This is a genomic window from Blastomonas sp., assembly GCF_046294995.1.
Taxonomy (GTDB): Bacteria; Pseudomonadota; Alphaproteobacteria; order Sphingomonadales; family Sphingomonadaceae; genus Blastomonas.
Map to the genome: position 1 here is coordinate 130704 of NZ_JBKBOG010000005.1, position 25389 is coordinate 156092.

Annotated in this window: 24 protein-coding genes and 1 tRNA gene; 18 read left to right on the forward strand and 7 right to left on the reverse strand. The window is 64.9% G+C overall.

What is annotated here, in order from left to right:
- The 3 genes from pheT to ACK4R0_RS08610 all read left to right on the forward strand — a co-directional run.
- A partial coding sequence (gene pheT, locus ACK4R0_RS08600) for a phenylalanine--tRNA ligase subunit beta (protein ID WP_409673132.1) occupies positions 1-1882 on the forward strand: 1882 nt, incomplete at its 5' end.
- A 113-nt stretch (positions 1883-1995) separates the two neighbouring features.
- The gene (locus ACK4R0_RS08605; protein WP_409673135.1) at positions 1996-3561 is read left to right on the forward strand and encodes a peptide chain release factor 3; all 1566 of its coding nucleotides are present in this window, start codon (positions 1996-1998) and stop codon (positions 3559-3561) included.
- A gap of 40 nt (positions 3562-3601) precedes the next feature.
- On the forward strand, positions 3602-4405 hold the full coding sequence (locus ACK4R0_RS08610) for a 3'(2'),5'-bisphosphate nucleotidase CysQ (protein WP_409673138.1): 804 nt from the start codon (positions 3602-3604) through the stop codon (positions 4403-4405).
- Between the two features lie 192 nt (positions 4406-4597).
- Here the strand turns inward: ACK4R0_RS08610 and ACK4R0_RS08615 are convergent, their stop codons facing one another.
- Positions 4598-5134, reverse strand: coding sequence for a winged helix-turn-helix transcriptional regulator (locus ACK4R0_RS08615; protein ID WP_409673289.1), 537 nt, complete (start codon positions 5132-5134; stop codon positions 4598-4600).
- A gap of 163 nt (positions 5135-5297) precedes the next feature.
- Here ACK4R0_RS08615 and ACK4R0_RS08620 point away from each other — a divergent pair, with 163 nt between their 5' ends.
- Both ACK4R0_RS08620 and ACK4R0_RS08625 read left to right on the forward strand, forming a co-directional pair.
- A complete protein-coding gene (locus ACK4R0_RS08620; RefSeq protein WP_409673141.1) occupies positions 5298-5654 on the forward strand; it encodes a CC_3452 family protein in 357 nt (118 codons plus the stop codon).
- Positions 5655-5873: 219 nt separating this feature from the next.
- Positions 5874-7967: a RelA/SpoT family protein gene (locus ACK4R0_RS08625; protein ID WP_409673144.1), complete on the forward strand. Its 2094-nt coding sequence runs from the start codon at positions 5874-5876 to the stop codon at positions 7965-7967.
- Between the two features lie 118 nt (positions 7968-8085).
- Here ACK4R0_RS08625 and xth read toward each other — a convergent pair whose 3' ends face one another.
- A complete protein-coding gene (gene xth / locus ACK4R0_RS08630) occupies positions 8086-8862 on the reverse strand; it encodes an exodeoxyribonuclease III (RefSeq protein WP_409673292.1) in 777 nt (258 codons plus the stop codon).
- A gap of 107 nt (positions 8863-8969) precedes the next feature.
- On the opposite strand from xth, the gene ACK4R0_RS08635 reads away from it, so the two are divergent.
- Together ACK4R0_RS08635 and ACK4R0_RS08640 are read left to right on the forward strand one after the other, a co-directional pair.
- The gene (locus ACK4R0_RS08635) at positions 8970-10379 is read left to right on the forward strand and encodes a DUF4139 domain-containing protein (RefSeq protein ID WP_409673147.1); all 1410 of its coding nucleotides are present in this window, start codon (positions 8970-8972) and stop codon (positions 10377-10379) included.
- Between the two features lie 264 nt (positions 10380-10643).
- On the forward strand, positions 10644-12068 hold the full coding sequence (locus tag ACK4R0_RS08640) for a DUF4139 domain-containing protein (protein ID WP_409673150.1): 1425 nt from the start codon (positions 10644-10646) through the stop codon (positions 12066-12068).
- A 26-nt stretch (positions 12069-12094) separates the two neighbouring features.
- Here ACK4R0_RS08640 and infC read toward each other — a convergent pair whose 3' ends face one another.
- Complete coding sequence (infC, locus tag ACK4R0_RS08645; protein WP_300883709.1) at positions 12095-12607, reverse strand: translation initiation factor IF-3; 513 nt, start codon at positions 12605-12607, stop codon at positions 12095-12097.
- Between the two features lie 288 nt (positions 12608-12895).
- Between infC and ACK4R0_RS08650 the strand changes: the two genes are divergently transcribed.
- Positions 12896-13216 carry a GNAT family N-acetyltransferase gene (locus ACK4R0_RS08650; RefSeq protein WP_409673153.1) on the forward strand — a complete coding sequence of 107 codons (321 nt, stop codon included), beginning with the start codon at positions 12896-12898 and terminating at the stop codon, positions 13214-13216.
- 42 nt (positions 13217-13258) lie between these two features.
- Here the strand turns inward: ACK4R0_RS08650 and ACK4R0_RS08655 are convergent.
- A tRNA-Thr gene (locus tag ACK4R0_RS08655) sits at positions 13259-13333 on the reverse strand.
- Positions 13334-13473: 140 nt separating this feature from the next.
- On the opposite strand from ACK4R0_RS08655, the gene ACK4R0_RS08660 reads away from it, so the two are divergent.
- Complete coding sequence (locus ACK4R0_RS08660) at positions 13474-13617, forward strand: hypothetical protein (protein ID WP_409673156.1); 144 nt, start codon at positions 13474-13476, stop codon at positions 13615-13617.
- A gap of 21 nt (positions 13618-13638) precedes the next feature.
- Here the strand turns inward: ACK4R0_RS08660 and ACK4R0_RS08665 are convergent, their stop codons facing one another.
- Positions 13639-14229, reverse strand: coding sequence for a DUF6445 family protein (locus ACK4R0_RS08665; protein ID WP_409673159.1), 591 nt, complete (start codon positions 14227-14229; stop codon positions 13639-13641).
- 59 nt (positions 14230-14288) lie between these two features.
- Here ACK4R0_RS08665 and ACK4R0_RS08670 point away from each other — a divergent pair, with 59 nt between their 5' ends.
- The 6 genes from ACK4R0_RS08670 to ACK4R0_RS08695 all read left to right on the forward strand — a co-directional run bounded on the left by ACK4R0_RS08670 (position 14289) and on the right by ACK4R0_RS08695 (position 20421).
- Entirely contained in the window at positions 14289-15530 is a 1242-nt protein-coding gene (locus ACK4R0_RS08670) for an FAD-dependent oxidoreductase (protein WP_409673162.1), read from the forward strand.
- 103 nt (positions 15531-15633) lie between these two features.
- Positions 15634-16074, forward strand: a complete 441-nt coding sequence (gene aroQ / locus ACK4R0_RS08675) for a type II 3-dehydroquinate dehydratase (protein WP_409673165.1) — start codon at positions 15634-15636, stop codon at positions 16072-16074.
- A 167-nt stretch (positions 16075-16241) separates the two neighbouring features.
- Complete coding sequence (gene accB, locus ACK4R0_RS08680) at positions 16242-16703, forward strand: acetyl-CoA carboxylase biotin carboxyl carrier protein (RefSeq protein WP_409673168.1); 462 nt, start codon at positions 16242-16244, stop codon at positions 16701-16703.
- Between the two features lie 6 nt (positions 16704-16709).
- Complete coding sequence (gene accC / locus ACK4R0_RS08685; RefSeq protein ID WP_409673171.1) at positions 16710-18077, forward strand: acetyl-CoA carboxylase biotin carboxylase subunit; 1368 nt, start codon at positions 16710-16712, stop codon at positions 18075-18077.
- Positions 18078-18112: 35 nt separating this feature from the next.
- A complete protein-coding gene (locus ACK4R0_RS08690) occupies positions 18113-20053 on the forward strand; it encodes a prolyl oligopeptidase family serine peptidase (RefSeq protein ID WP_409673174.1) in 1941 nt (646 codons plus the stop codon).
- 62 nt (positions 20054-20115) lie between these two features.
- On the forward strand, positions 20116-20421 hold the full coding sequence (locus ACK4R0_RS08695; protein WP_409673177.1) for a hypothetical protein: 306 nt from the start codon (positions 20116-20118) through the stop codon (positions 20419-20421).
- Positions 20422-20541: 120 nt separating this feature from the next.
- Here ACK4R0_RS08695 and ACK4R0_RS08700 read toward each other — a convergent pair whose 3' ends face one another.
- Positions 20542-21738 carry a dipeptidase gene (locus tag ACK4R0_RS08700; protein WP_409673180.1) on the reverse strand — a complete coding sequence of 399 codons (1197 nt, stop codon included), beginning with the start codon at positions 21736-21738 and terminating at the stop codon, positions 20542-20544.
- A gap of 14 nt (positions 21739-21752) precedes the next feature.
- A complete protein-coding gene (locus ACK4R0_RS08705; RefSeq protein WP_409673183.1) occupies positions 21753-22418 on the reverse strand; it encodes an MOSC domain-containing protein in 666 nt (221 codons plus the stop codon).
- A 212-nt stretch (positions 22419-22630) separates the two neighbouring features.
- On the opposite strand from ACK4R0_RS08705, the gene ACK4R0_RS08710 reads away from it, so the two are divergent.
- The 3 genes from ACK4R0_RS08710 to ACK4R0_RS08720 all read left to right on the forward strand — a co-directional run bounded on the left by ACK4R0_RS08710 (position 22631) and on the right by ACK4R0_RS08720 (position 25243).
- The gene (locus ACK4R0_RS08710; RefSeq protein WP_409673185.1) at positions 22631-23710 is read left to right on the forward strand and encodes an RcnB family protein; all 1080 of its coding nucleotides are present in this window, start codon (positions 22631-22633) and stop codon (positions 23708-23710) included.
- A gap of 119 nt (positions 23711-23829) precedes the next feature.
- On the forward strand, positions 23830-24510 hold the full coding sequence (locus tag ACK4R0_RS08715) for a prolyl hydroxylase family protein (RefSeq protein ID WP_409673188.1): 681 nt from the start codon (positions 23830-23832) through the stop codon (positions 24508-24510).
- 217 nt (positions 24511-24727) lie between these two features.
- The gene (locus ACK4R0_RS08720) at positions 24728-25243 is read left to right on the forward strand and encodes a c-type cytochrome (RefSeq protein ID WP_409673191.1); all 516 of its coding nucleotides are present in this window, start codon (positions 24728-24730) and stop codon (positions 25241-25243) included.
- The last annotated feature ends 146 nt before the right edge of the window (positions 25244-25389 follow it).

Here is a 25389-nt window from a genome sequence, read left to right on the forward strand (position 1 = left end):
CGCGCCTGACCTCGCACTGTCTTCCATCCCCCCCTCCCAACCCTCCCCCCTAAAGGGTGGAGGGCTTTTGCCTGGCCCCGATGTGCGCACCGACGATTCCGAAGGCTGCCCGGCGTTCTACGGCTGCACCGTCACCGGCGTTACCAACGGCGCGGCGCCCGACTGGATGCAGGCGCGGCTGAAGGCCGTGGGGCAGAAGCCGATCTCGGCTTTGGTCGATATCACCAACTATGTGATGATCGATCTGGGCCGCCCGCTGCACGTCTACGACATGGCGACGCTTTCGGGTGGCCTTGTCGCGCGCAAGGCGAAGGACGGCGAAGAGGTGTTGGCGCTCAACGGCAAGACCTACACGCTCGACAGCTCGATGACCGTGATCGCCGACGACGCCCAAGTGCACGACATCGGCGGGATCATGGGCGGCGAGCATTCGGGCGTGGCTGAGACCACCACCGACGTGCTGATCGAGTGCGCCTATTTCGACCCCGAGCACATCGCGCGCACCGGCCAGATGCTGATGCTGACCTCGGACGCGCGCCAGCGCTTCGAGCGCGGGGTGGACCCAGCGTTCCTCGACGACGGCCTGGCGATCGCGACGGCCTATGTCATCAGCCTGTGCGGCGGCACGCCGAGCGAGGTCACGCGCGCCGGGTCGCCGCCCGTTGAGGCGAGGACGGTGTCGTACGACCCGTCCTATTGCGCCGCGCTCGGCGGCATCGACGTTCCCGCTGACGAGCAGAAGGCGATCCTCGAGCGCCTCGGTTTCGCCATCGACAGCGCAGCAACCCCGTGGACCATCACCGTCCCGAGCTGGCGGCGCGATGTGGCGGGCAAAGCCGATATCGTCGAGGAAGTGGTGCGGATCACCGGGATCGATGCGATCCCTTCGACCCCGCTGCCGCGCCTGCCCGGTGTCGCCAAGCCCACCGCCAGCCCGGCGCAGCTGCAGGAGCGGCGCGTGCGGCGTCTGGCGGCGGCGCGCGGTCTCAACGAGGCGGTCAACTGGTCGTTCATTTCGGACAAGGAAGCAGCCCCCTTCGGCGGCGGCGACTGGACGCTCGCCAACCCGATCAGCGAAGACCTGAAAGTGATGCGGCCCTCGCTGCTGCCCGGATTGCTCTCGGCCACCAAGCGCAACCTCGATCGCGGCGCGGGTTCTGTCCGGCTGTTCGAGATCGGCCGGCGCTATTTCAAGGCCGAGGACGGCACCAGCCTCGAGCGCGCGACGCTCGGCATCGTGCTCGCGGGCGACAAGGTGAGCCGCGACTGGCGCTCGGGCAAGGCGCAGGTGTTCACCGCGCATGACGTGAAGGCCGAAGTGCTGGCGCTGCTCGAGGCTGCAGGCGCGCCATCGGCCAAGCTGATGGACTTTGCCCCCGACAGCGCAGGTCCGGGCGATCATTATCACCCTGGCCAGGCAGCAACATTGCGGCTTGGTCCCAAGAACGTGCTCGCAGCCTACGGCACGCTGCACCCGAGCACCGCCAAGGCGTTCGGCTTCAAGCCGGTCCACGGAGCCGTAATGGTCGCCGAGCTGTTCCTCGATGGCATCCCGCTGAAACCTCGCGGCTCTGCGATGCGCGAGGCCTATGCGCCCCCCGCCCTGCAGGCGGTAACGCGAGACTTCGCTTTCCTTGTCGATGCGGCCTTGCCCGCAGGCGATCTCGTCCGCGCGGTCAAGGGTGCGGACAAGAAGCTGATCACCGATGCGCGCGTGTTCGACAGCTTTGCAGGCCAGGGCGTGCCCGAAGGCAAGCTTTCGCTCGCGATCGAGGTGACGCTGCAGCCGGTAGACAAGAGCTTTGCCGATGAAGAGCTGAAGGCGATCGCCGACGTCATCGTCAAGGCAGCGACGAAGCTGGGGGCGGAATTGCGGGGTTAGCCAAAATCCTGCCTGTTCTCCGGCGAAAGCCGGAGCCCAGGAGTCAGATCGCGCTGTTATCGCCCTGGATTCCGGCTTTCGCCGGAAAGCAGACAGAGAATTGAATTGAAATTATGACCGCCCTCAACCGTCGCACCTTCGCCATCATCTCGCATCCCGATGCGGGCAAGACCACGCTGACCGAAAAGCTGCTGCTCACCGGCGGCGCGATCCATCTGGCGGGCGAGGTCAAGGCACGCGGCGCGGCGCGGCGCGCACGGTCGGACTGGATGAAGATCGAGCAGCAGCGCGGCATCTCGGTCACATCCTCGGTGATGACATTCGAGCGCAAGGGCATCACCTTCAACCTGCTCGACACCCCGGGCCATGAAGACTTTTCCGAAGACACGTATCGCACGCTGACTGCGGTCGACTCCGCGATCATGGTGATTGATGCTGCCAAGGGCATCGAGCCGCAGACGCGCAAACTGTTCGAGGTCTGCCGGTTGCGCAGCGTGCCGATCATCACCTTCGTCAACAAGGTCGACCGCGAAGGCCGCGACCCGTTTGAGCTGCTCGACGAGGTCGCCGATGCGCTCGCGCTCGATGTCTGCCCGATGAGCTGGCCGGTCGGCATGGGCGGGCAGTTCGAAGGCGTGTACGATCTCGCGCGCAACCGCCTGATGCAGCCCACCGGGCCAAGCCGTGAGTTCGACGGCTCGTTCACACAGGTCTCGGGGCTCGATGATCCCACATTGGCCGACAAGCTCACCGATCAGGCGCTCGAACGGCTGGTCGGCGAGGCTGAGCTCGCGCAGGGCGGCTATGCCAGCTTCGATCTGGAAGCCTATCGCCATGGTGACCTGACCCCGGTCTATTTCGGCTCGGCGCTCAAGCAGTTCGGCATCGACGAGCTGATCAACGCGATCGCCGACCACGCCCCGCCGCCGCGCGCGCAGCCTGCGCAGCCCGAGGCCGTCGATCCGACCCGCAAGGACGTCACCGGTTTCATCTTCAAGGTGCAGGCCAATATGGACCCGCAGCACCGCGACCGCATCGCGTTCATGCGGCTGGTGTCGGGCACGTTCAAGCGCGGCATGAAATTGGTGCCGTCGGGCCACGGCAAGCCGATCGCGGTGCACTCGCCGATCCTGTTCTTCGCGCAGGACCGCGAGCTCGCCGACGAGGCGCTGCCCGGCGACATCATCGGTATCCCCAACCACGGCACGTTGCGGGTGGGCGATACGCTCTCCGAGAAGAACGACGTGCGCTTCACCGGCCTGCCCAACTTTGCGCCCGAAATCCTGCGCCGCGTCCAGCTGAAGGACCCGACCAAGACCAAGCAGCTGCGCAAGGCTTTGGACGATCTGTCCGAAGAGGGCGTGATCCAGGTGTTCTACCCCGAAATCGGCAGCCAGTGGATCGTCGGCGTGGTCGGCCAGCTCCAGCTCGAGGTGCTGATCAGCCGTCTGGAAGCCGAATACAAGGTCGAGGCGGTGCTCGAGATGTCGCCGTTCGATACCGCGCGCTGGATCACCGGGCCATCCGACGCACTCGAGGCCTTCAAGCGCATCTCGATGAACAACCTCGCCAAGGATCGCGATGGCAACCCGGTGTTCATGGCACGGTCGGCGTGGGACATCGGCTATCAACAGGAAAAGAACCCCGACATTGCGTTCAGCGCCACGCGTGAGCGTTAAGGGACTGTTGCAGCGCAACGCAGCGCGCTAAGGCGCTGGTATGGCGTCGCGCACCAAGGTCTCTCCCGATACGATCCGGCATATCGTCGAAGAGGCGAGTACCATTGCCGTGACCGCGTTTGCGCGCGCCGGCGGCGACCTGCAGGTCTGGGACAAGATGCCGGGCGATCCGGTGAGCGAGACCGATCTTGCTGTCGACAATTTCCTGCGCGACCGGCTGGGCGCACTGGTCCCCGATGCAGGCTGGCTGTCCGAAGAGACCGCCGATGACGCAGGGAGGCTGGACTGCGAGCGCATCTGGCTGGTCGATCCGATCGACGGCACCCGCGATTTCGTCCGCGGGCGAACCGGCTGGGCGATTTCGGTGGCTTTGGTCGAGGATGGCCGCGTTGTGATGGGCGTGCTCGCCGCCCCTGCCCGCAACGAATACTGGATCGCGGCGCGCGGTCGCGGCGCGTTCCTCAACGGCAAAAGGCTGAAGTCGAGCAGGCGCACCAGCTTCCCCGGATCGCGGGTGCCGACCGATGCGCTGCCCAAGGCGGACATCGATCTCACCGTCGTCGAAAAGCCCAACAGCATCGCGCTGCGCATGGCGATGATCGCCGATGATCGCGCCGATCTGCTCGCCACGCTGCGCTGGGGCTATGAATGGGACATCGGCGCCGCCGCGATCATCGCCGAGGAAGCCGGCGCCCGCGTCACCGACGCGCTGGGCGGCGAACTGCGCTACAACAAACCCCGCGCGAATGCGTTCGGCGTATTGTGCTGCGCGCCGGATATTCATGCAGCAGCAGTCGAAAGATTGCGCGAACGCGCGGTCAGGCTGTCGGCGGACGGGGGCTGAGCCGCGCGCTCTCCCCTGCCGCTAGCGGGAGGAACATTCAGTCCGCACACACTCCCGCTCAGCCTGAGCTTGTCGAAGGCCCCGCACCCACGCAGGCCATATAGCGGGGCCTTCGACAGGCTCAGGCTGAGCGGAGATGGGTCGGGCTTTTGGGGCTTTTCCCCGCAAGCGGTAGGGGAAAGGCGCCAACCCTCAAATCGTGGCGATGCGCTTGACCACGCCTTCGTGATCGTCATCGACCGCGCCGGTGTTGAGATCACCGATATCGATCCAGCACAGATCGTGATGGGTCAGCACCCGGCCATCGTGCGCGAGGATCGAGATTGGCTGGATCGCGCGGCGGTCGCGCTCGTCGACCAGCACCGGGTTTGACGGCACGCCGCTTTCCCACTTCTCGCCCCACTGACGCAGCGCGATCATCGTCGGCAGCAGGTCCAGCCCCTTGTCGGTCAGGCGATATTCGATCTTGCGGCGGTCATCGACGCAGGGCGCGCGCTTGAGGATGCCGCTTTCGACCAGCCGAGTCAGCCGGTTGGAGAGGATGTTGCGCGCGATTCCCAGCTCTTCGAGAAACTCCTCGAAATGGTGCAGCCCGTTGAACGAGGCGCGCAGGATCATGAACGACCAGCGCTCGCCCATCGTCTCCAGCGCCTGCGGCAGGCTGCAGCAGGCAGCGATCTCGGCGAGCGGTTCGCGCAATTTGGCGGCAGAGGGTGGGTTCATGGTCATCATATCCGGTTGCAGGCTGCCATCTTTATCCAAAATCGCAGCAAAGCCAATGAAAATTCAGTTTCTAGTTGCAACTCGAAACCTAATTATGTAGGTAGTGATTCGCAACCTAATTTACACCTACCCCAATCCTCTAAGTTATAACCCGCGAAAGGACACCGTCATGACCCGCTTTGCCAACACCCTTACCCAGATCGCCTTCGTTGCAGCTGCCACGCTCTCCAGCCTGGTCATGCTGCAGGCCAGCACCGCCAGCGCCCAGACCCCAGGCCCGAGCTCCAACTCCAGCGCCAGCTATTTCAGCGCGGAACTTGCCGCACCGGTCGAAAAGACCACCAAGATCATCCAGGGCGTGGTCTGGCAGTGCGAGGGCACGGTGTGCAGCGGCTCGAAGGCCACGTCGCGGCCGATCAATGCCTGCACCCGCCTGTCACGCAAGATGGGCGAAGTCACGTCGTTTTCAACCCGCAGCGAGCCGATGGCGGGCGAGGACCTGACCGCCTGCAACGCCAAGGGCTGAGCTTTCCGCCCAGGTTTCCCCCGCCCGCTCCCCGACCCACTCCGCCTGCTCGGCTCGCGCCATGCACCTCCCACTGGATGGACGCTGCCGAGCGGCAAACCTCGCGCGCCTGCACCGGTTTTCGGCCTATGCCCTCCCGCCCCCGGAGCGACTTTGGCCAAAGCCCGTGCGGGCGCGTTTTTCTGTTGCATTTGAAGGCAAAGCACCGACATTCAGTGGGTGCTGAGACAATATCAACTGGTCGAGCGGGTCAAGGAATACGACCCCGATGCCGATGAGGCCCTGATCAACCGCGCCTATGTGTTTTCGGTGCAGAAACACGGCAGCCAAAAACGCGCCAGCGGCGACCCCTATTTCAGCCATCCCATTGAAGTTGCTGGTCTTATGACCGACCTCAAGATGGACGTCGAGACGATCATCACCGCGTTGCTGCACGATACCGTCGAGGATACGCTGACGACGATCGAGGAGATCGAGCGCATGTTCGGTCCCAAGGTGGCCGAGATGGTGGACGGCGTCACCAAGCTGTCGAAGATCGAGGCGCAGACCGAGAACGAGCGCGCCGCGGAGAACCTGCGCAAGTTCCTGCTCGCGATGTCGAACGACCTGCGGGTGCTGCTGGTCAAGCTGGCCGACCGGCTGCACAACATGCGCACGCTGCATTTCATCTCCAGCGTCGACAAGCGCAAGCGGATCGCGCGCGAGACGATGGATATCTTCGCGCCGCTGGCCGAGCGCGTGGGCATGTACGAATACATGCGCGAGATGCAGATGCTGGCGTTCCGCGAGCTCGAGCCCGAAGCCTATGACACCATTGTCGGGCGGCTCGACCAGATCAAGGCCAGCGGCGAAAACCAGGTCGAGACCATCGCACAATCGCTTGTCACCGAGCTTGCTGCGCATGGCCTGACGGCGGATGTCAGCGGGCGCGAAAAGCATCCCTATTCGATCTGGCGCAAGATGGCCGAGCGGCATGTGTCGTTCGAGCAGATGACCGACATCATCGCGTTCAGGGTTCTCGTCGACAGCGTCGATGATTGTTACGCCGCGCTCGGCCATATCCACCGCAAGTGGAAGATGATCCCCGGGCGGTTCAAGGATTATATCTCGACCCCCAAGCGCAACGGCTATCGCTCGCTGCACACCGCGATCATCCATGGCCGCTCGATGCGGGTGGAAATCCAGATTCGCACCCATGACATGCACCGGCAAAGCGAATTCGGGCTGGCGGCGCACTGGGCCTACAAGCAGGGCGGGTCGCGCCCCGATGGCCAGGCCGGGTGGATCCGCGACCTGATCGAGATTCTCGACACCGCGCAGGATGCCGACGAGCTGCTCGAGCACACCCGCATGGCGATGTATCAGGACCGCATCTTCGCGTTCACCCCCAAGGGCGCGCTGCATCAGCTGCCCAAGGGCGCGACTGCGGTCGATTTTGCCTATGCGGTCCACACCAACCTGGGCAACCAGGCGGTGGGCGTGCTGGTGAACGGACGCAACGTGCCGCTGCGCACCCCGCTCGCCAATGGCGACATCGTCGAAATCCTGAAATCCGAAGGCCAGGAGCCGCAGACCAGCTGGCTGGGCTTTGTCACCACCGGCAAGGCGCGCGCCGCGATCCGCCGCTATGTGCGCGACAAGGAGCGCGAGGAAACCGCCGCGATGGGCCGGGTGATCTTCGACGAGATCGCCGGACGCCTGCCGGTCAAGATCGGCAAGAAGGCGCTCAAACAGGCGCTCGAACGGCTCGAGATGGAGGACGAGACCGATCTGATGGTCGCGATCGGCACCAACCAGATCACCGACCACGATCTGATGGATGCGCTCGTCCCCGGCAGCAGCAGCGATCTTGTGGCGCAGCGCGAGTTTCCGCGACAGGATCGCGCGATCTCGATCCGTGGACTCACCCCCGGGGTCGCGTTCCAGCTTGCCGAATGCTGCCACCCGGTGCCGGGCGACCGCATCGTCGGGCTGCGCCGCCAGGGCGAACATATCGAGGTGCACACCATCGATTGCCTCAATCTGGTCAGCGGGGTCGATGCCGACTGGATCGACCTGTCATGGGAAAGTGATTCGGAAGGCGCGACCGCGCGCATCCGTGCGATTCTCTACAACCGCCCCGGAACGCTTGCCGACATGGCGGGCATCTTCAGCCACCACAAGGCGAACATCGTCAACCTGAAGCTGACCAACCGCGACCAGCCTTTCCACACCTATGAATCCGATCTGGAGGTGCACGATGTCGGGCATCTGATGCAGATCATCATGGCGCTGCGGGCATCCGAATCGGTCGCGCGGGCAGACCGAATTTAAACGACACTTCCATCGTCACCCCCGCGAACGCGGGGGTCCCGCTACTGCGCGGCGGTCGAGAGAAGCGGGATTCCCGCGTTCGTGGGAATGACGGGATTGGCGCAGTGGTCGGGATGGATCAGGACGCAGCCAGCTCGACCCAGGTCGGTGCGTGGTCGCTGGCCTTTTCCCGGCCACGGTGATCCTTGTCGACGCCGATGGCTTTCAACCGGTCGGCAGCCTGCGGGCTCAAGAGCAGGTGATCGATGCGGAAGCCGTGGTCGCGCTGCCAGGCACCGGCCTGATAGTCCCAATAGGTCCACACCCCGCCCGCAGGACGCAGTGTGCCGATCGCGTCGGTCCAGCCATCTGCGAGGATCCGGCGATAGGCAGCGCGGCTTTCGGGCTGCATCAGCGCATCGGACGCCATCGCGCGCACCGAAAAGGTATCGTTGTCGCGCGGGATGACGTTGTAGTCGCCCGCCAGCACCGCAGGGACCTCTTCGGCCATGATCTCGGCCGCGCGCTTGCGCAGGCGCTCCATCCAGCGCAGCTTGTAATCGAACTTCGGCCCCGGCTGAGGATTGCCGTTGGGCAGGTAGATGGATGCTACGCGCAGCCCGTGGACATCGGCCTCGAGATAGCGCGAATGCTCGTCCTCGATCTCGCCCTCCAGGCCGCGCCGCACCTCGACCGGCTGCGCGTCGCGCGCCAGAATCGCGACCCCGTTGAAGCCCTTCTGCCCGTGCCAGATCGCGCCATAGCCCAATTTCTCGAACTCGGCTGCGGGGAAGCCTTCGTCCTGCGTCTTGATCTCCTGCAGGCAGGCGATCGCAGGCCGGGTCTCGTCGAGCCATTCGAGCAGGCGCGGCAGGCGCGCCTTGATACCGTTGATGTTGTAGGAAGCGATGCGCAGCATGGCGCCTTCTTAACGGCCGCGCAAACGCTTGCCCAGCGATTTAGCCCCTGTTCATTTGGCCAGGCCTAAGCCACCATCAAGCGACAATCCGCGGGGAGGCCAGCATGCAGCGTTCGTCTAGATTCTGGATGGGGGCGGCTGCGATCAGCCTGTTTGCCCTCACCCCCGCGCTGGCGCAGGACGCCGCCGATCCCAACGCCCCTAGCGCGCAGGGCAATGTCTCGGTCACGGTGTACAACGGCGGTACCTCGCTGGTGCAGGATGTCCGCAGGATCAACATCGCCAGCGGCACCAGCCGGATCGAATTCCCCGATGTCTCGGCGCAAATTCAGCCGCAGACCGTCTCCTTCTCCGCCGAAGGTGCGACGATCGTCGAGCAGAATTTCGATTACGACCTGCTCACCCCCGGCAAATTGATGGAAAAGGCGGTCGGCGAGACGATCACGCTTGTCCGCACCAACCCGGCGACCGGCGCGGAGACCCGCGAGCGCGCCAAGGTGCTTTCGGTCAACCAGGGGGTGGTCGTGCAGATCGGCAGCCGCATCGAGGTGCTGCGCGACGATGGCCTGCCGGTGCGCGCGATCTTCGACAAGGTGCCCGACAATCTGCGCGCACGCCCCACCCTCTCGATCACGCTCGACAGCCAACGTGCAGGCGTGCGCGAGGCAGCGATCCGGTATCTCACTGGCGGCATGGGCTGGTCGGCGGACTATGTCGCCCTGTTCGACGAGGCCAAGGGCAGCATCGACGTGCAGGGCTGGGTGACGCTGTCGAACAGCTCAGGCACCACCTATCGCAACGCCGATACGCTGCTTGTCGCGGGCAATCCGCAAGGCGCATCGGGCTTTGGCGGGGGAAGAGGCCGCTATATCCGCAGCGCCGGCACCGAGACCGCGAACCGCGAACGGCTGGGCGATTTCTATCTCTACCCCGTCGGCCGCACGACGATTGCGGACAGCCAGACCAAGCAGATCAACTTCCTCGACGTGCAGGGCGTGCCGGCATCGCGCGCCTACGAATACCGCGCCGGTTGGCTGGCGAGCATCACCGAACCGCGCAGCGCCGATACCGTGGTCAAGTTCAGCTCGAGCCAATCGGGTGGCTTGGGCGATGCGCTGCCCGCAGGCAGCGTGCGCTTCTACCAGCGCGACCAGCGCGGATCGCCACAGTTCATCGGCGAGAACGCGATCGACCACACCCCGATGGGCAGCGCGCTCGCGCTCAAGACTGGCGAGGCGTTCGACGTCAAGGTCAAGACCACGGTGGTCGAGCGCAAGCGGTTGTCGAGCACCCGCTGGCAGACCAGCATGCGCTATGAGCTGACCAATGCGCGCGATGGCGCAGTCACTGTGGACCTGATGCAATCGGGTCTCGACTTCGGCTGGACCGACACCCGGATCGTCACCGAGAGCCTGAAGAGCGAGCGGCGCAGCAGCAATGCGGTGGTGTGGGCGGTGCCAGTGCCAGCGAATGACAGCGCGGAAGTGACCGCGACTTTTGAGACCAGGTATTGAGGGTGGGGGGATAGGCTAAAGACTGTGTGCCCCATGACCTTTCCCGCATTCCCGAGCGAAGTCGAGGGACGCGCGCGCCACCGGTTGCGTAAGGTCCCTCGACTTCGCTCGGGAACACGGAATGTTGTGCTTGGGGCTTTGGCGGCGGTGTGTTGCCTCCTCTCCCCCGCCCACGCCCAACCCCGCCCCGAAATCATCTCCGCCAAACCCGACACCGTTGCGGTCACCATCTATCGCGATCCTGCGCGCGGCGATGGCGGGGGGATGAACCTAGACTACCTCAACGGCTTTGCGGTGGTCACCGAAACCCGCACGATCACCGTCCCCGCCGGCCCCGCCACCATCCGGTTTGCCGGTGTCGCCGAGGGCATGGTGGCCGTCTCCGCTGTGATCCGGGGTTTGCCCGGCGGGATCATCGAGCAGAACCGCGACAAGAAACTGCTGTCGCCCGGCGCGCTTGTCGATGGAAGCTTGGGCAACCGCGTGACGCTGCGCCGCACCGATCCGGCTACCGGCGCGGTGACCGAGCGCGATGCGGTGATCCGCAGCGGTTCGCAAGGCGCGCTCGTGGTCGAAACCGAAGCTGGGGTAGAGGCGCTGCAATGCTCGGGCCTGCCGGAAACGGTGATCTACCAGGACCTGCCCGGCGGCCTGTTTGCGACCCCGGTGCTGTCGGTCGATACCGTCTCTCCGCAAGCCGCCACCACCGAGGTGACGCTGACGTATCTCGCCGCCGGTTTCGACTGGAACGCCGATTATGTCGTCAAGCTGGGCGCGGACGGCAAGAGCCTCGACCTGTTCTCCTGGCTGACGCTCGCCAATGGCAATGCGGAGAGCTTTGCCGATGCCGAGCTGCTGGTGATCGCGGGCACGCTGAACATCCGCCAGCCGATGCAGCAGATCGCCGACAAGCCGGAGGCGGAACCATTATACATCGAATGCTGGCCGCAGGGCAGCACCGCCGAAGGGATGGACGACAACGGGTATCAAATGTCGCCTCCGCCACCACCTCTTGCCCCCGCTCCGGCGATGATGGCACGCGCTGAAGCGATGGATGCGGTCGTGGTGACCGGGGCGCGGCGCAAGGTCGAGGCCGAGCTCGAAGCGCTAGGCGACCTGAAGCTCTACCGCGTCCCGTTCCGCTCGACCGTTGCCGCCAAGGGGCAGAAACAGGTGAAGCTGCTATCGAAGCAGAATGTGCCCGCGCGGCTGGTCTATCGCGGGAGTGCGGTCGGCAATGGCGAAGGCGCGCCGCAGCCACTGCAGATCGAGGTCCGCATGGACAACAAGACCGCGACCGGGCTGGGTCTGCCTTTGCCCTCGGGCCGGATCGCGGTGTTCGATGGCGCTGCGGACAACGGGCTGCTGATCGGCCAGGGCCGGATGCGCGATTACGCGGTGGGGCAGGAGGTGAAGTTCACCATCGGGACAAGCAGCGCGGTGCAATTGGCCTCGACCCGCACGCTGGTGGCATCGAAGGGCGGATGGGATGGCTATATGCTGGAATTGACCAACGCCAATCCAGAGCCGGTCACCGCCGAGATCGATCTGGCCATGGTTGCAGGCAGCGAACTGCGCAAGACCAGCGGCCGCACGATCCGCAAGGATGGCAAGCATGTCTGGCAGGTCACGGTGCCTGCCAACGACACGTCCAGACTGACGTTTGAAACACGTCCGCTAGATCGGTAACCAAACGCTACCGATCCAGCGCGCGCTTATTTGGGTGCCAGCACCATCAGCATCTGGCGGCCTTCCATGCGGGGATAGGCTTCAACCTTGGCGACTTCCTTGACGTCTTCCTGCACCCGCTGGAGCAGGGCCATGCCGAGCTGCTGGTGCGAAAGTTCGCGGCCGCGGAAACGCAGCGTCATCTTGACCTTGTCGCCCTCGTCGATGAACGAATGAACCTTCTTCATCTTGACCATATAGTCATGGTCATCGATGTTCGGACGCATCTTGATCTCCTTGATCTCCTGCGTCTTCTGGTTCTTGCGCGCGGCATTGGCCTTTTTCTGGGCCTCGTACTTGTACTTGCCGACGTCGAGGAACTTGGCGACCGGCGGCTCTGCGTTGGGGGAGACCTCGACCAGGTCCAGCCCGACGGCTGCTGCGCGCTCTATCGCTTCTTCGGTACGCAATACGCCTACATTTTCGCCATTCTCATCGATCACCCGAACCTGGGGTGACTGTATGAACTGATTGAAGCGCGGGCCGGATTTGAGTGGCATGGTGAGGCCGCGACGGGGGGCTGGCGGACGTATAGCGAATTCTCCTGATGGTTTCTTGAGCGCGCCATATAAGCCAAGTTGCCCAATAGATAAAGGGGCAGATGCACAGTTTGCGCCGCATATGCCGCACAAATCGACCCTGGCGTTGCATCGGCGCAACGATCGGACATGCCGCCGTGGCAACCGGCAGGGCAAGGTCCACATTTTGCGACTCGAAGGCCACCCGTTGCCGGTCCGCCGCCCCACCCCCATATCGGATTGCGACCGGGGGGCGACAAGGAGACCATCATGACACAGACTGACGCCGATCCCGCAACCGCCATCACCCACGAGACCTCGCCATCGGGGGGACGCTTCGTTTATCGCGCCGAGGGCGCCGAAGCCGAGCTGACGTATGCCACCACCGGCGCGAGCGCAGGCGCGACCCGGGTCATCGCCGACCACACCTATGTTCCCCATGCGATGCGCGGCCAGGGCATCGCCGCCAAGCTGACCGAGCAGCTGATCGCCACCGCGCGCGAAGAACACTGGTCCATCCTGCCGCGCTGCAGCTATGTCGTGACAGCGTTCAAGCGCCATCCCGAATGGAACGACGTGCTGGCGGATTGAGGCCGATGGCCTGAACGGGGCGGAAAAGCCGGTCTCGCGAAATGGTGCTGCTGGGGAGGATTGAACTCCCGACCTCAGCCTTACCAAGGATGCGCTCTACCACTGAGCTACAGCAGCACACCATTTCGCGGACCACAGCGATGCGGGGCAGATGCCTGCCCGCTCGCAAGGCCTGCGCCTATGCGCAGCCGCCAAAGCTTTGTCAACCCTCGCAAGCCTTGCCAAATCGCAGACTGTCGCGTTAAGCGCATCGCACCATGTCCGACGCCCCCGCCCCGCCCGAACGCCAGAAGCTGCCGCGCCCCGACGAAGAGCGCAAGGCGCGGCTCGCGGCCAATCTGCGCGCCAATCTGAAGCGGCGCAAGGCGCAGGCGCGGGCGATGGACACCGATCGGGACTGACGCTTCGGGATCTGGCCGCGATCAGGCGCGGGCAAAAAACTGCAGATGGACCAGCCGTCCGGTGTCCGCCGCCGCGCCAAAGCCATCGGCAGAATTGTGGAACAGCCACGGGCTGAACAGGATCAGCCGGTTGAAGCGCATCGGCACCCGCATCACCCGCTCCCAGCGTGCGGGGTGCAGCGTGTCGCGGTTGACGACATCCTCGACCAGCGCGTTGACGTCCGGATAGCCGCTTTGCGCCAGACCCAGCGGATCGATGGGCACCTTTTCCAGCCCGGTGCGCTTGTGGCGGAAGAAATCGGTGCCGCCGCGCGCATCCTCGTTGCGACTCAGGTACAATATGCCGGAATAGAAGCACGGGTCGATGTGCACCCCGCTGACCCCGCGATCGCCCTTGAGCGTCAGGCGACAATGGCCGTGGGTGGTGCCGGGCTGGGGCTTCAACCGCACGCCGATGATTCGCGACACTGCCTCCTCCAGCCCCGCAATCGGCAATGGCGCGCCCGACAGCGTACCGGGATAATTGCCCATTCGGGTTGCAGGGTCGTAACCGAGCGCCAGCGCTGCCGAGCGCGCGGAATGCGGATCGGCCAGGAAGTCGTCAACGATCATGAGGGAAGGCAGCATACACCCGGCATAGCGGCAGATTCCCGCACGCGGAAGGGCGATGGTTGCGCTGGCAGATCGCTGCGTTACACAGCGATCATGCGAGCCACGAACAGACCTTCATGCGCATCCTGATCATCGGCGCGGGAATCGCCGGGCTCGCCGCCGCACTGCCGCTGGCGCGCAAGGGGCATGAGGTGCGCGTGCTCGAGCGCGCAGACGGCCTGCACGAGGTCGGCGCGGGGCTGCAGCTTGGCCCCAATGCGATGCGTGTGCTGGGCCAGCTGGGCGTCGCCGATTCGGTGGCTGCAGCAGGGCAATGCCCGCAGGCGATCACCCTGCGCGATGGCCGCAGCGCGCGCGAGATCCTGAAAATCCCGCTGGGCGATACGGCGCTGCGCCGCTGGGGTGCGCGCTATGTCGCGGTGCACCGCGCCGATCTGGTTACGATCCTGCACGCAGCGCTCGAGGCGGCACAGCCCGGCGCGCTGGTCACCGGCTGCGCTGTGGAGCAGATCGATGCCGATGGCGCGGCGGTGGTGACGGCGGAAGGCCAGACGTTGACCGCAGACCTCGTCATCGGCGCGGACGGCATCCATTCGCGGGTGCGTGAACATCTGTTCGGAAAGGACAGCGCGCGTTTCACCGGCCATGTCGCGTGGCGCGCGCTGATCGCGGTCACCAAGGACGATCCCGCCGCTCCGCCTGCGGGCGTGGGTGCCTGGCTGGGCCCGCGCCGCCATGCGGTGACCTATCGGGTGCGACCCGGCCTCGTCAATTTTGTCGGGGTGACCGAACAGTCGGACTGGCGCGAGGAAGGCTGGAACCTGCCCGGCGACCCCGACCGGCTGCGCGCCGAATTTGCCGGGTGGGATGCGATCACGCGGCTGCTCGCTCGCGTCGAAGCGCCGCTGCGCTGGGCGCTGCACGATCGCAAGCCGATGCGCGCCTGGCACCGGGGACGCGCGGTGCTGATCGGCGATGCCTGCCACCCGATGCTGCCGTTCCTGGCGCAGGGCGCGGCGATGGGGATCGAGGACGGCGCGACGCTCGCCGAACTGCTGCCGATGGCACCGGGCGATGCGGAGGTCGAAACCGCGCTGACCCGCTTCTTCGCGCTGCGCCAGCCGCGCACGGCCCGCGTCCAGGCGCATGCGCGCGCCAATGGCGTCGATTTCCACGCGGGCAATCCGCTCGCCACGCTGGCGATGCGGCTGCCATTGGGCCGCGCCGCCGCTGCCCGTCCCGATGCGGTGATGGCACGCTGGGACTGGCTGTATGGCGGCGGCCCGGTGCCGCCCGCCTGACGCGCAGGTGCCCGGCTCGCACCGCCGCGACCTTGCCTAGCGAGTCGCTTTCCCGCATAAGCGCGGCGCACGCCGGACTACGGGGCCGGGCTACGGGGAAAGCATGGCCGATCAACCGATGATATTCGTCCTCAATGGACCCAATCTCAACCTGCTGGGCCTGCGCGAGCCCGAAATCTATGGCGCCGACACGCTCGACGACATCGCCGACCGGCTGGACGACCGCGCGCAGACGCTGGGGCTGGCCATCGACATGCGCCAGTCCAACCACGAAGGCCATCTGATCGACTGGCTGCACGAGGCGCAGGCGTCAGGGGCAAAGGCCGTGCTGCTCAACGCAGGCGCGTTCACCCACACCTCGATCGCGCTGTATGACGCAATCCGTGCGATCACCACGCCGGTGATCGAGGTGCACCTGTCCAACCCGCACACGCGCGAGGAATTCCGGCACACATCCTGGGTCGGCCGGGCCGCGAAGGGGACAATTTCTGGCTTCGGCGCAGCGTCCTATCTATTGGCGCTGGAGGCCGCCGCGCTGCTATGACCAGTTAACGGTTGTCTTTGCCGCCTCTGGGCGGGCATAGCTCAATCCATGACATTCCCGCGAGGTTGCCAAACAACAGGCACCCGCGGACCAGAACAATAAGGGCGCAGGAACAGACAATGGCATCACCAAGCAGCAAAAGCGGCAATGCAAAACAGGGAGGCGGCATGAACATAGACAGCAAACTGGTACGCGAACTGGCAGAACTGCTGGGCGAAACCGGCCTGAGTGAAATCGAGGTCGAAGACGGCGATCGCAAGATCCGCGTCGCGCGCACGATCAGCGCCGCACCGGTGGCCAGCGTCGCCGTTCCTGCAGCCCCCGCCCCGGTCGCCGCGCCCGCCGCTGCCCCGGCCGCCGCCGCTGCGCCCGAAGCGCCCGCCGCACCGTCGATGGCCAATGCGGTCAAATCGCCGATGGTCGGCACCACCTATCTGGCGCCCGAACCCGGCGCAGCGCCGTTCATCAGCATCGGCGCGAGCGTCAAGATCGGCGATCCGCTGCTGATCATCGAGGCGATGAAGGTAATGAACCCGATCACTGCCGAACGCGCAGGCAAGGTCACCGCGATCCTGGTGGAAGACGGGCAGCCGGTCGAGTTCGACCAGCCGCTGGTCGTCATCGAGTAAGCGCTTATGGCCATCAAGAAAATCCTGATCGCCAATCGCGGCGAAATCGCGCTGCGCATCCACCGCGCGGCGCACGAAATGGGCATCAAGACGGTGGCGGTGCACTCTACCGCCGATGCCGACGCGATGCATGTGCGGCTGGCGGACGAGGCGGTTTGCATCGGCCCGCCGCCTGCCGGCCAGAGCTATCTCAACATCGCCAACATCATCTCGGCCGCCGAGATCAGCCAGGCCGATGCGATCCACCCTGGCTATGGCTTCTTGTCAGAGAACGCCAAGTTCGCCGAGATCGTCGAGGCGCACAAGATCATCTGGATCGGCCCCAAGCCCGAGCATATCCGCACCATGGGCGACAAGGTCGAGGCCAAGCGCACCGCAGGCGCGCTGGGCATGCCGCTGGTTCCCGGCTCGGACGGCGCGATCAAGGATGTCCACGAGGCCAAGATCATCGCGGCATCGATCGGCTATCCGGTGCTGATCAAGGCGGCATCGGGCGGCGGCGGACGCGGGATGAAGGTGGTGCCAAGCGAAGATCAGCTCGAAACGCTGATGCAGCAGGCGGGCAACGAGGCCAAGTCGGCGTTCGGCGACGACACCGTCTATATGGAAAAATACCTCGGCAACCCGCGCCATATCGAGTTCCAGGTGTTTGGCGACGGCAACGGCAACGCGATCCATCTGGGTGAACGCGACTGCTCGCTGCAGCGCCGCCACCAGAAGGTGCTCGAGGAAGCCCCCTCGCCCGTGATCACGCCCGAAGAGCGCGAGCGCATGGGCGGCGTGGTGTGCAAGGCGATGGCCGATATGGGCTATCGCGGTGCGGGCACGATCGAGTTCCTCTGGGAAAACGGCGAGTTCTACTTCATCGAGATGAACACCCGGCTGCAGGTCGAGCATCCCGTGACCGAGGCGATCACCGGGGTCGATCTGGTGCGCGAGCAGATCCGCATCGCCGAGGGTCATCCGCTTTCGGTGCGTCAGGACGAGATCGAGTTTCGCGGTCACGCCATCGAATGCCGGATCAATGCCGAAGACCCGCGCACCTTTGCGCCGTCACCCGGTCTGGTCAGCTATTACCACCCGCCCGGTGGCATGCATGTGCGCGTCGACAGCGGGCTGTACGCCGGATACCGGATCCCGCCTTATTACGACAGCATGATCGCCAAGGTCATCGTCTATGGCCGCACCCGGCAGGGCTGCATCATGCGGCTCAAGCGTGCGCTCGAGGAGTTCGTGGTGCAGGGCGTCAAGACGACGATCCCGCTGCACCAGGAACTGCTCAAGCAGGACGATTTCCTGTCGGGCGACTATACCATCAAATGGCTGGAAGAGTGGCTGGCGCAGCTCGATGCGCAGGAAGCCGAACAGAAATAGGCGGCCCGTTGGGGCTGACATAGGGGGAGACGGTGATGATGCGTTGGTCTGCGATCCTGCTGCTAGGTTTCACCGTCCCTCTGGCCGCGCAGGTGGCAACCCCTGACCGGCCGGTGACAGATCCGGCCAGCATTGCCTCCCCCACCAACCCGCAGGCCCGGCCGGTGCCGCTCGACGATATCGGCACCACCCGCAACCTCGCGGGCGTGACATGGAGCGCCGACGGCAGGCAAATCTTCGTCTCGACCAACATCACCGGCCGCTTCAACATCTGGCGCACCGATGCTGCGGGCAGCTGGCCGGTGCAGATCACCCAATCGGATGAGGTGCAATCGGGCCTGGTCGCCTCGCGCGATGGTCAGTGGGTGTATTTCGAGGAAGACGTCGGCGGCAACGAATATGCCGATATCTATCGTGTGCCGACCGGCGGCGGCGCGGTCGAGCGGCTGACGCAGACCCCCGACATCGCCGAAAGCGACATGCTGAGCAGCGCGCAGACCGATCTGATCGCGCTTTCGACCAAGCGCAAATCCGAAGGCCAGTCCAACCTTGCGGTGATGGGCCCCGATGGCAAGGTCCGCAACCTGACCGCCGAGAAGGACCCGCAGTTCAACTGGGGCCCGGTCGCGTTCATCGACAACGGCAAGGCGATCATCGCCAACCGCATCCGGGTCGACAGCCGCGAAGGCGAAGTCTGGAAGGTCGCCATCGCCGATGGCAAGGCGGTCCGTCTGCTCGGCGCCAAGGATGTGCGCTATGAAGCCGCCGATGCGACCGCCGACGGCAGCCTGATCGCGGTCTCGACCAACCAGGACACCGGCCAGGACCATGCCGGCGTTTACACCCTAGCGGACGAGAGCTGGAAGTGGCTCAAGCCCACGCCGTGGGAGCAGCTGGCCGGCGCGTTCATCGACGACGGCAAGGCGCTGATCGCGCGCACCAATGCCGATACCCGGTCGACCTTGTACCGCGTCGATTTGGCCAGCATGCAACAGACGGCGCTGCCGCTCGGCCCGGGCGTCAACAACCTCTCGGGCGCGCAGCCGCTGTCGCCCGATGGCCGGATGCTGCTGACCACCCGCTCGGGCGCGGATTCGCCGACCAACCTGTATCTGGTCGACCTGACGGCAAACACCGCGCGCCCCGCGACGCAGCTGGCGATGGCCAGCCTGACGCCTGCGGTGCTGCCCAAATCGAGCGTCGTCACCTACAAGAGCTTTGACGGCACATTGGTCAGCGCGGTGGTGACGATGCCGTTCAACCTCAAGCGCGATGGCTCCAATCCCGCGATCGTGATCCCGCATGGCGGGCCGACATCGGCGACGCAGGACGGGTTCAGCCAGTATGCAGCAGCCTTTGCCAGTCGTGGCTACATCGTGATCGCCCCCAATTTCCGCGGGTCGACCGGCTATGGCGATGCCTTCCAGAACGCCAACTACAAGGATCTGGGCGGCGGCGACCTCAAGGACACGGTCGCGGCCAAGCAGTTTCTGGTCAGCACTGGCTATGTCGACAAGGCCAAGGTCGGCATCTTCGGCGGATCGTATGGCGGGTTCATGACGCTGATGGCGATCGGCCGCACCCCGGACGAGTTTGCAGCGGCCGTGCAGTGGTTCGGCATCATCAACTGGAACACGATGTACCGCGACCAGGACGAGCGGCTCAAGGCCTATCAGCGCGGCCTGCTGGGCACGCCCGACGAGAATCCCGAGGTCTACAAGGCTTCGTCTCCGCTGACCTATCTCAATGCCGCCAAGGCGCCCCTGCTCACCATCCAGGGCGAGAACGACATCCGCGTGCCGCGCGGTCAGGCGCAGGAGGTCAACGACCTGCTCAAGGCCAAGGGCAACATCGTCGAGACGGTGTATTACCCGCAGGAAGGCCATGGTTTCGACCGGCGCGAGAACCGGCTTGATTCGCTGCGCAGGACCGTGGCGTGGTTCGATACCCATCTCAAAGGCGAACCCGCGAAATAAGCAAAATGCTGCACTGCACAATAATCGTTGAACCTCAGCCTCGAATACCCCATAATCAGCACATGGATATGAACAAGACCGTGCTTGAAGCGATTGCCCTGCGCAAATGCCTCGAAGCGACCTACAACCGCACCCGCATCCGGCTCGCGCCGCACATTCTCTACACCCGCCACGACCAGCTGTATCTGGACGGCGTGACTCTCGAGCGCGACGGCAAGCCGCCGCGCGAGATCAAGGTCGGCGCGTTCAAGCTCGATGGCCTGAACGATCTGGCGCTGACCGACCGGGTGTTCGATCCCCAGCCGGTGTTCAACCCGCGCGAGGACCGCTATCAGGGCAACACCCTGTTCGCGGTCGAGATGGCCTGAGGCAAAACCAGAATAACGCCGTCACCCCCGCGCAGGCGGGGGTCCCGCTTCCTTCGCGACCGTTGCGCAATAGCGGGATTCCCGCTTTCGCGGGAATGACGAGGGGTGCTCACCTGCTCGTCACTTGCCCGCAGCGACGCGCTCCACCTCGGCCATCACGCGCAGCACGTTGCCGCTCCAGATCTTCTCGACCTGCTGTTCGGTCAGTCCGCGCGCGAGCAATGCCTGCGTGATCTTGGGAATCTCGCTGATCTGATTGAGCCCGATCACCCCGCCGCCGCCGTCCCAGTCCGCGCCGATACCGACATGATCGACCCCGAGCAGATCGATGCAATAGAACACCGCCTCCATGTACCGATCGAAATCGGACGCCGAGCGCGGCTCAGCGACGTTCACCCTTGCCCATTCGGCCATCAGTGCGGCGCGCTGCTCGGCCGGCAGCGTGTCCACATCCGCCATCCGCGCGCGCATGGCCTCGACCCCGGGGCGCGGCAGATCGGGCGAGAGGAACAGGCTGTTGACCTGGATCACCCCGCCCTTGGCTGCCAGCGCCTTCAATCGCGCATCATCGAGATTGCGCGGGTGATCGTGCAGCGCCTTGGGACCCGAATGCGACAGGATGATCGGCGCCTTGGACAGCGCCAGCATCTGGTCGAAGCTGCTGTCGGCGGCGTGGCTGGCATCGATGATGATGCCAAGCCGGTTGGCCTCTTTCACCCACGCCTTGCCCAGATCGCTGAGGCCGCCGTGCACCGCCTCGCCATTGGTCGAATCGGCGAGCTGGTTGGAACCATTGTGCACGGGCCCTGCCATCCGCAGGCCGAGTTGGTAGAATGCCTCGAGATTGGCGATGTCGGTGCCCAGCGGGTAGCCGTTTTCCATCGAGATATAGACGACGCGCTTGCCGCTGGCGGCGATCCGCGCGGCGTCTGCAGCGGTGGTGGCCAGCGCGAAGCTTTGCGGATTGGCGGCGGCGAAATCGTGGATCTGGTGCAGTCGTTTCAATGCATGCGCCAGCGCGCGGGCATAGCCTGTCGCATCATTGGGGCCTTGCCCGGTGTAGATCACCCAGAAGCCGCCATCGAGCCCGCCCTCGATCATCCGCGGAAGATCGACCTGGGTGGTATCGTGCAGCACATCGTGCCGCTCGGTGATGTTCCAGTCGGGCTGGTCGAGGTTCGCCGGGCTGTCGAGATGCGTGTCGAGCGTCAGGATGCGTTCGTGTACCTTGGCCGCATCGGAAGCAGCAGGGGTCTGCGCAAAGCCCGCAGATGCTGCCAGCGCCAGCACCGCAGCGCCCGAAATCAAATGTCGCAAACCCGTATCTCCCCTCAATCCGCCAGAGCGGCGGCGCGTTTGCGCCAGTCATCTGCCAGTTGCGGCAATTGGGCAAGTGCGCGCACCGCTTCGGGTTCGGCCTTGTATTGTCCCGCGACCAGAAGCTTGAACACGCGGTCGACCGTCCAGGGCGCGGGACCGGCCTCGACCAGCCGCATGACATCGCCGGTCTGCACCCGCCCGGGCTCGAGCACGCGGTAATAAAAGCCGCAGCGCGCGGTGCGAACGATCTCCGCCATCACCGATTGCTTGCCCGAAACGCCGAAGCGGTGGTCGAGCTTCCAGCACGGCTGGCGGCCCTTGGTCAGTTCGACGAGCGCCTCGCCCAGCCGGAACTTGTCGCCGATGCGCATGTCGCTTTCCACCAGCCCGCGCGTCGAGATGTTCTCGCCGAACGCCCCCGGTTTCTGCAGCAATTTGTGCCTGTCCAGCCGCTGCTGCCAGAACGCGTAATGATCGAACGGGTAATGGTGCACCGCCATGTCCGGCCCGCCGTGATGAACCGTATCGGCGACCGCATCGCCCTCAAAACCCAGCTCGCCCAGCATCACCGGGCCTGCTACGGGCTGACGCGCGATCGCGCTCATCGTGCCGTCTTCACGAAAAGGGCGGGGCTTGCCTGTGAGCAGCGCCAGGATGCGGACCGCGTGCGAACTCATGCACCGAAAGGCTAAACCGCCCGCCCGCCGCACGCAACGGGTTTCATCGTGCAGTTCGCCGCAGGACCTTGCCGGGATGAACAAAAGGCGCATGGGGTGGTTAAGCTGGGGGTCAGCCTGGATTTGCTAGACAGGCATTATCAAACCGTCCTGTGCCGCGTGGTTGCCGACACGATTGCTCAGGCCATTTTCGAGAAAGGTCGACTATGGTCATGTCAACATATCCAACCACTTATCCCGCTGCCGAGCCTGTCCGCGATTTGCCCCGGCGCCTGTCCAACACATTGTACCGCATGCCGCTGGCATTGGCAGGGGTTGCCCTTGCCAGCCTTTTGCTGCCGCTCGCCCAGGCCGAGGCTGCGGTGATCGAGCCGGTGCAGCAGGAAAGCCGCATCGCGGCGCAAGCCGGGCTGGAACCGGTTGCTCAGCAGCGCGGCGGCCGTGGCGGCGGCAACGCCATGCGTGGCGGCGGCGGTGGCCGCAGCAGCGCGGTTCGCGGCGGCGGTGGCGGCCGCAGCAATGCGGCGCGCAGCAGCGGCGGTGGCGGTGGCGGTCGCGATGTACGTGGCGGCGGACGTCAGGTCCAGGTGCAGAACCGCAACAACAACATCGGTACCGCACGCATCGACAACCGCCAGCAGTTCCGTCAGGAGCGCCGCGCTGATCGCCAGGATTTCCGACAGGAACGCCGCGCAGACCAGCGCGACTTCCGCCAGGATCGCAGGGGTGACCGTCGCGATCTTCGCCAGGGCAACGTGACCCGGCCGGAGTTCCGCGCAGAGCGCCGCAACGACCGTCAGGATTTCCGGGTCGATCGGCGCAACGACCGCCAGGACTTCCGTCAGGATCGCCGCGTCGACAATCGCAATTTCCGCGACAATCGCAATTTCCGCGACAATCGCAATTTCCGGAACGACCGCCGCGCCTATAGCAACCGGGGCTGGGACAACCGGGGCTGGGACAACCGTGGCGGGCGCGGCGGCAACTGGGATCGCGGATGGCGCAACGACCGCCGCTATGACTGGGTCGGCTTCCGCAACCAGAACCGCAACTTCTTCCGCGCCGGACGCTATTACCCGCCGGTGCGCGGCTGGGGCTACCGCCGGCTGGGCATAGGCTTCACGCTGGGCGCGCCGTTCTTCGCCAGCAACTTCTGGATCAACGATCCATGGGCCTACCGCCTGCCGCCGGCTTACGGGCAGCTGCGCTGGGTGCGCTACTTCGGCGACGTTCTGCTGGTCGATACCTACACCGGCCAGGTCGTGGACGTGATCCCCGACTTCTTCTGGTAAGCGCAACGGTCCTAATGGCTGCGACATGAGGGGCCCGCCGGCGTGATCCGGCGGGCCTTCTTGCATCTGCGAGACCCTGTACCTTGACTTGCACGCGGCGCTGCGCACAACGATCGCAGATGATCACGGACCTTCTTCATCGCAGGCAGCTGGCGCGGATCGGGCGCGAGGTGGGCGAGCGACTCGACGCGCACCCCCAGGTGCAGCGGATCGATTTTGACGACGTGACCGCGCCGATGCAGGTCTATTGCTACCAGGATTTCCTCAGCAAGGCGGAGTGCCGAGACCTCATCGCGATGATCGACGCCGATGCCGTGCCATCCGAGCTGTATCGGTCGGACAAGGAACGCGACGGCGAGTTTCGCACCAGCTACAGCTGCAACCTCGATCGCTGGGACCCTGAGGTGCTGCGAATCGACGATCGCATCTGCGGGCTGACGGGCATCGATCCGCGCTGCGGCGAAACGCTGCAGGGCCAGCGTTACACCAAGGGCCAGCAGTTCAAGCCGCATCACGACTTCTTTCACACCGACCAGCGCTATTGGCCCAAGGAACGCAAGGCGGGTGGCCAGCGCAGCTGGACCGCCATGGTGTTCCTCAACGAACCCAAAAGCGGCGGTGAGACCGAATTTCCGCGGCTGAGCTTCAAAATGATGCCGCGCACCGGCATGCTGCTGATCTGGAACAACATGGCGCCCGATGGCCGGCCCAACCTGCACATGCTCCACAGCGGCAACCCGGTCCGGTCGGGGACGAAATATATCGTCACCAAATGGTTCCGGCGCGGATTCTGGGTGTGACCGGCGGTCTGCACGCCGCCCGATCACGGTCTTGGCGCTGCCCTGCCGGGCCACCGGACGGGCGCCGGCTGACCCAAATGTGGGGCCTGACTGCCGCCGCATGAACAAAATTCTTCATCGGGCGTTCAGATTGTGTCTTGCCCACTTTCCAACCTGTTCAGTCCGTCTATATTGGCGGGTGCTGATGGGCGAAAGTCGCCGAGCAAAAGGAGAGTTCATGTCAAGATTGAATGCACTGCGCTATTCCGGCGTTTTTGCCGGTCTCGCGCTGCTGGCCGCCTGCTCGGGCGGCAGCGAAACCCCGACCACTGAGGAAAACGCCGCCGCACCGGCTGCTGATGCCCCTGCCGTAACCCCGACGCCCGCTGCTGCCGAAGCACCGGCAGCTGACAACACCGACACGCTCGACGGCACCAAGTTCGCCGACATGACCGGTAATGCAGCTGAAGGCGAGAAGGTCTTCATCCAGTGCAAGACCTGCCACGTCAAGGAAGCCGGCCAGAACCGCGTCGGCCCCTCGCTCGCCGGCATCGTCGGTCGCACTGCTGGAACCGTCGAAGGTTTCAACTACTCGCCCGCCAACAAGAACAGCGGCATCACCTGGACCCCGGAAAAGCTGTTCCAGTATCTGGAAAAGCCCGCCCGCGTGGTGCCCGGCACCAAGATGGTGTTCGCCGGTCTCCCCGATGCGCAGAAGCGCGCCGACCTGATCGCCTATCTGCAGCAGCCCTGATCTTCCCGATCGGGCTTTTGCCGAAACAAAAAGGCCGTCCCTTGCGGGGCGGCCTTTTTTTGTGTTCGCAATTCTGACCGTTCGACATCCGCCCTACCATTCGTCACCCCCGCGAAAGCGGGGGTCCCGCGATCTGGCGACGTTGG

Excerpts from the sequence above, each read along its gene's own strand:
- ACK4R0_RS08605 (WP_409673135.1), top strand. The coding sequence starts at position 1,996 with ATGACCGCCCTCAACCGTCGCACCTTCGCCATCATCTCGCATCCCGAT.
- ACK4R0_RS08610 (WP_409673138.1), top strand. The coding sequence starts at position 3,602 with ATGGCGTCGCGCACCAAGGTCTCTCCCGATACGATCCGGCATATCGTC.
- ACK4R0_RS08615 (WP_409673289.1), bottom strand. The coding sequence starts at position 5,134 with ATGACCATGAACCCACCCTCTGCCGCCAAATTGCGCGAACCGCTCGCC.
- ACK4R0_RS08620 (WP_409673141.1), top strand. The coding sequence starts at position 5,298 with ATGACCCGCTTTGCCAACACCCTTACCCAGATCGCCTTCGTTGCAGCT.
- ACK4R0_RS08635 (WP_409673147.1), top strand. The coding sequence starts at position 8,970 with ATGCAGCGTTCGTCTAGATTCTGGATGGGGGCGGCTGCGATCAGCCTG.
- ACK4R0_RS08640 (WP_409673150.1), top strand. The coding sequence starts at position 10,644 with ATGAACCTAGACTACCTCAACGGCTTTGCGGTGGTCACCGAAACCCGC.
- infC (WP_300883709.1), bottom strand. The coding sequence starts at position 12,607 with ATGCCACTCAAATCCGGCCCGCGCTTCAATCAGTTCATACAGTCACCC.
- ACK4R0_RS08650 (WP_409673153.1), top strand. The coding sequence starts at position 12,896 with ATGACACAGACTGACGCCGATCCCGCAACCGCCATCACCCACGAGACC.
- ACK4R0_RS08660 (WP_409673156.1), top strand. The coding sequence starts at position 13,474 with ATGTCCGACGCCCCCGCCCCGCCCGAACGCCAGAAGCTGCCGCGCCCC.
- ACK4R0_RS08665 (WP_409673159.1), bottom strand. The coding sequence starts at position 14,229 with ATGATCGTTGACGACTTCCTGGCCGATCCGCATTCCGCGCGCTCGGCA.
- aroQ (WP_409673165.1), top strand. The coding sequence starts at position 15,634 with ATGGCCGATCAACCGATGATATTCGTCCTCAATGGACCCAATCTCAAC.
- accB (WP_409673168.1), top strand. The coding sequence starts at position 16,242 with ATGAACATAGACAGCAAACTGGTACGCGAACTGGCAGAACTGCTGGGC.
- accC (WP_409673171.1), top strand. The coding sequence starts at position 16,710 with ATGGCCATCAAGAAAATCCTGATCGCCAATCGCGGCGAAATCGCGCTG.
- ACK4R0_RS08690 (WP_409673174.1), top strand. The coding sequence starts at position 18,113 with ATGATGCGTTGGTCTGCGATCCTGCTGCTAGGTTTCACCGTCCCTCTG.
- ACK4R0_RS08695 (WP_409673177.1), top strand. The coding sequence starts at position 20,116 with ATGGATATGAACAAGACCGTGCTTGAAGCGATTGCCCTGCGCAAATGC.
- ACK4R0_RS08705 (WP_409673183.1), bottom strand. The coding sequence starts at position 22,418 with ATGAGTTCGCACGCGGTCCGCATCCTGGCGCTGCTCACAGGCAAGCCC.
- ACK4R0_RS08710 (WP_409673185.1), top strand. The coding sequence starts at position 22,631 with ATGTCAACATATCCAACCACTTATCCCGCTGCCGAGCCTGTCCGCGAT.
- ACK4R0_RS08715 (WP_409673188.1), top strand. The coding sequence starts at position 23,830 with ATGATCACGGACCTTCTTCATCGCAGGCAGCTGGCGCGGATCGGGCGC.
- ACK4R0_RS08720 (WP_409673191.1), top strand. The coding sequence starts at position 24,728 with ATGTCAAGATTGAATGCACTGCGCTATTCCGGCGTTTTTGCCGGTCTC.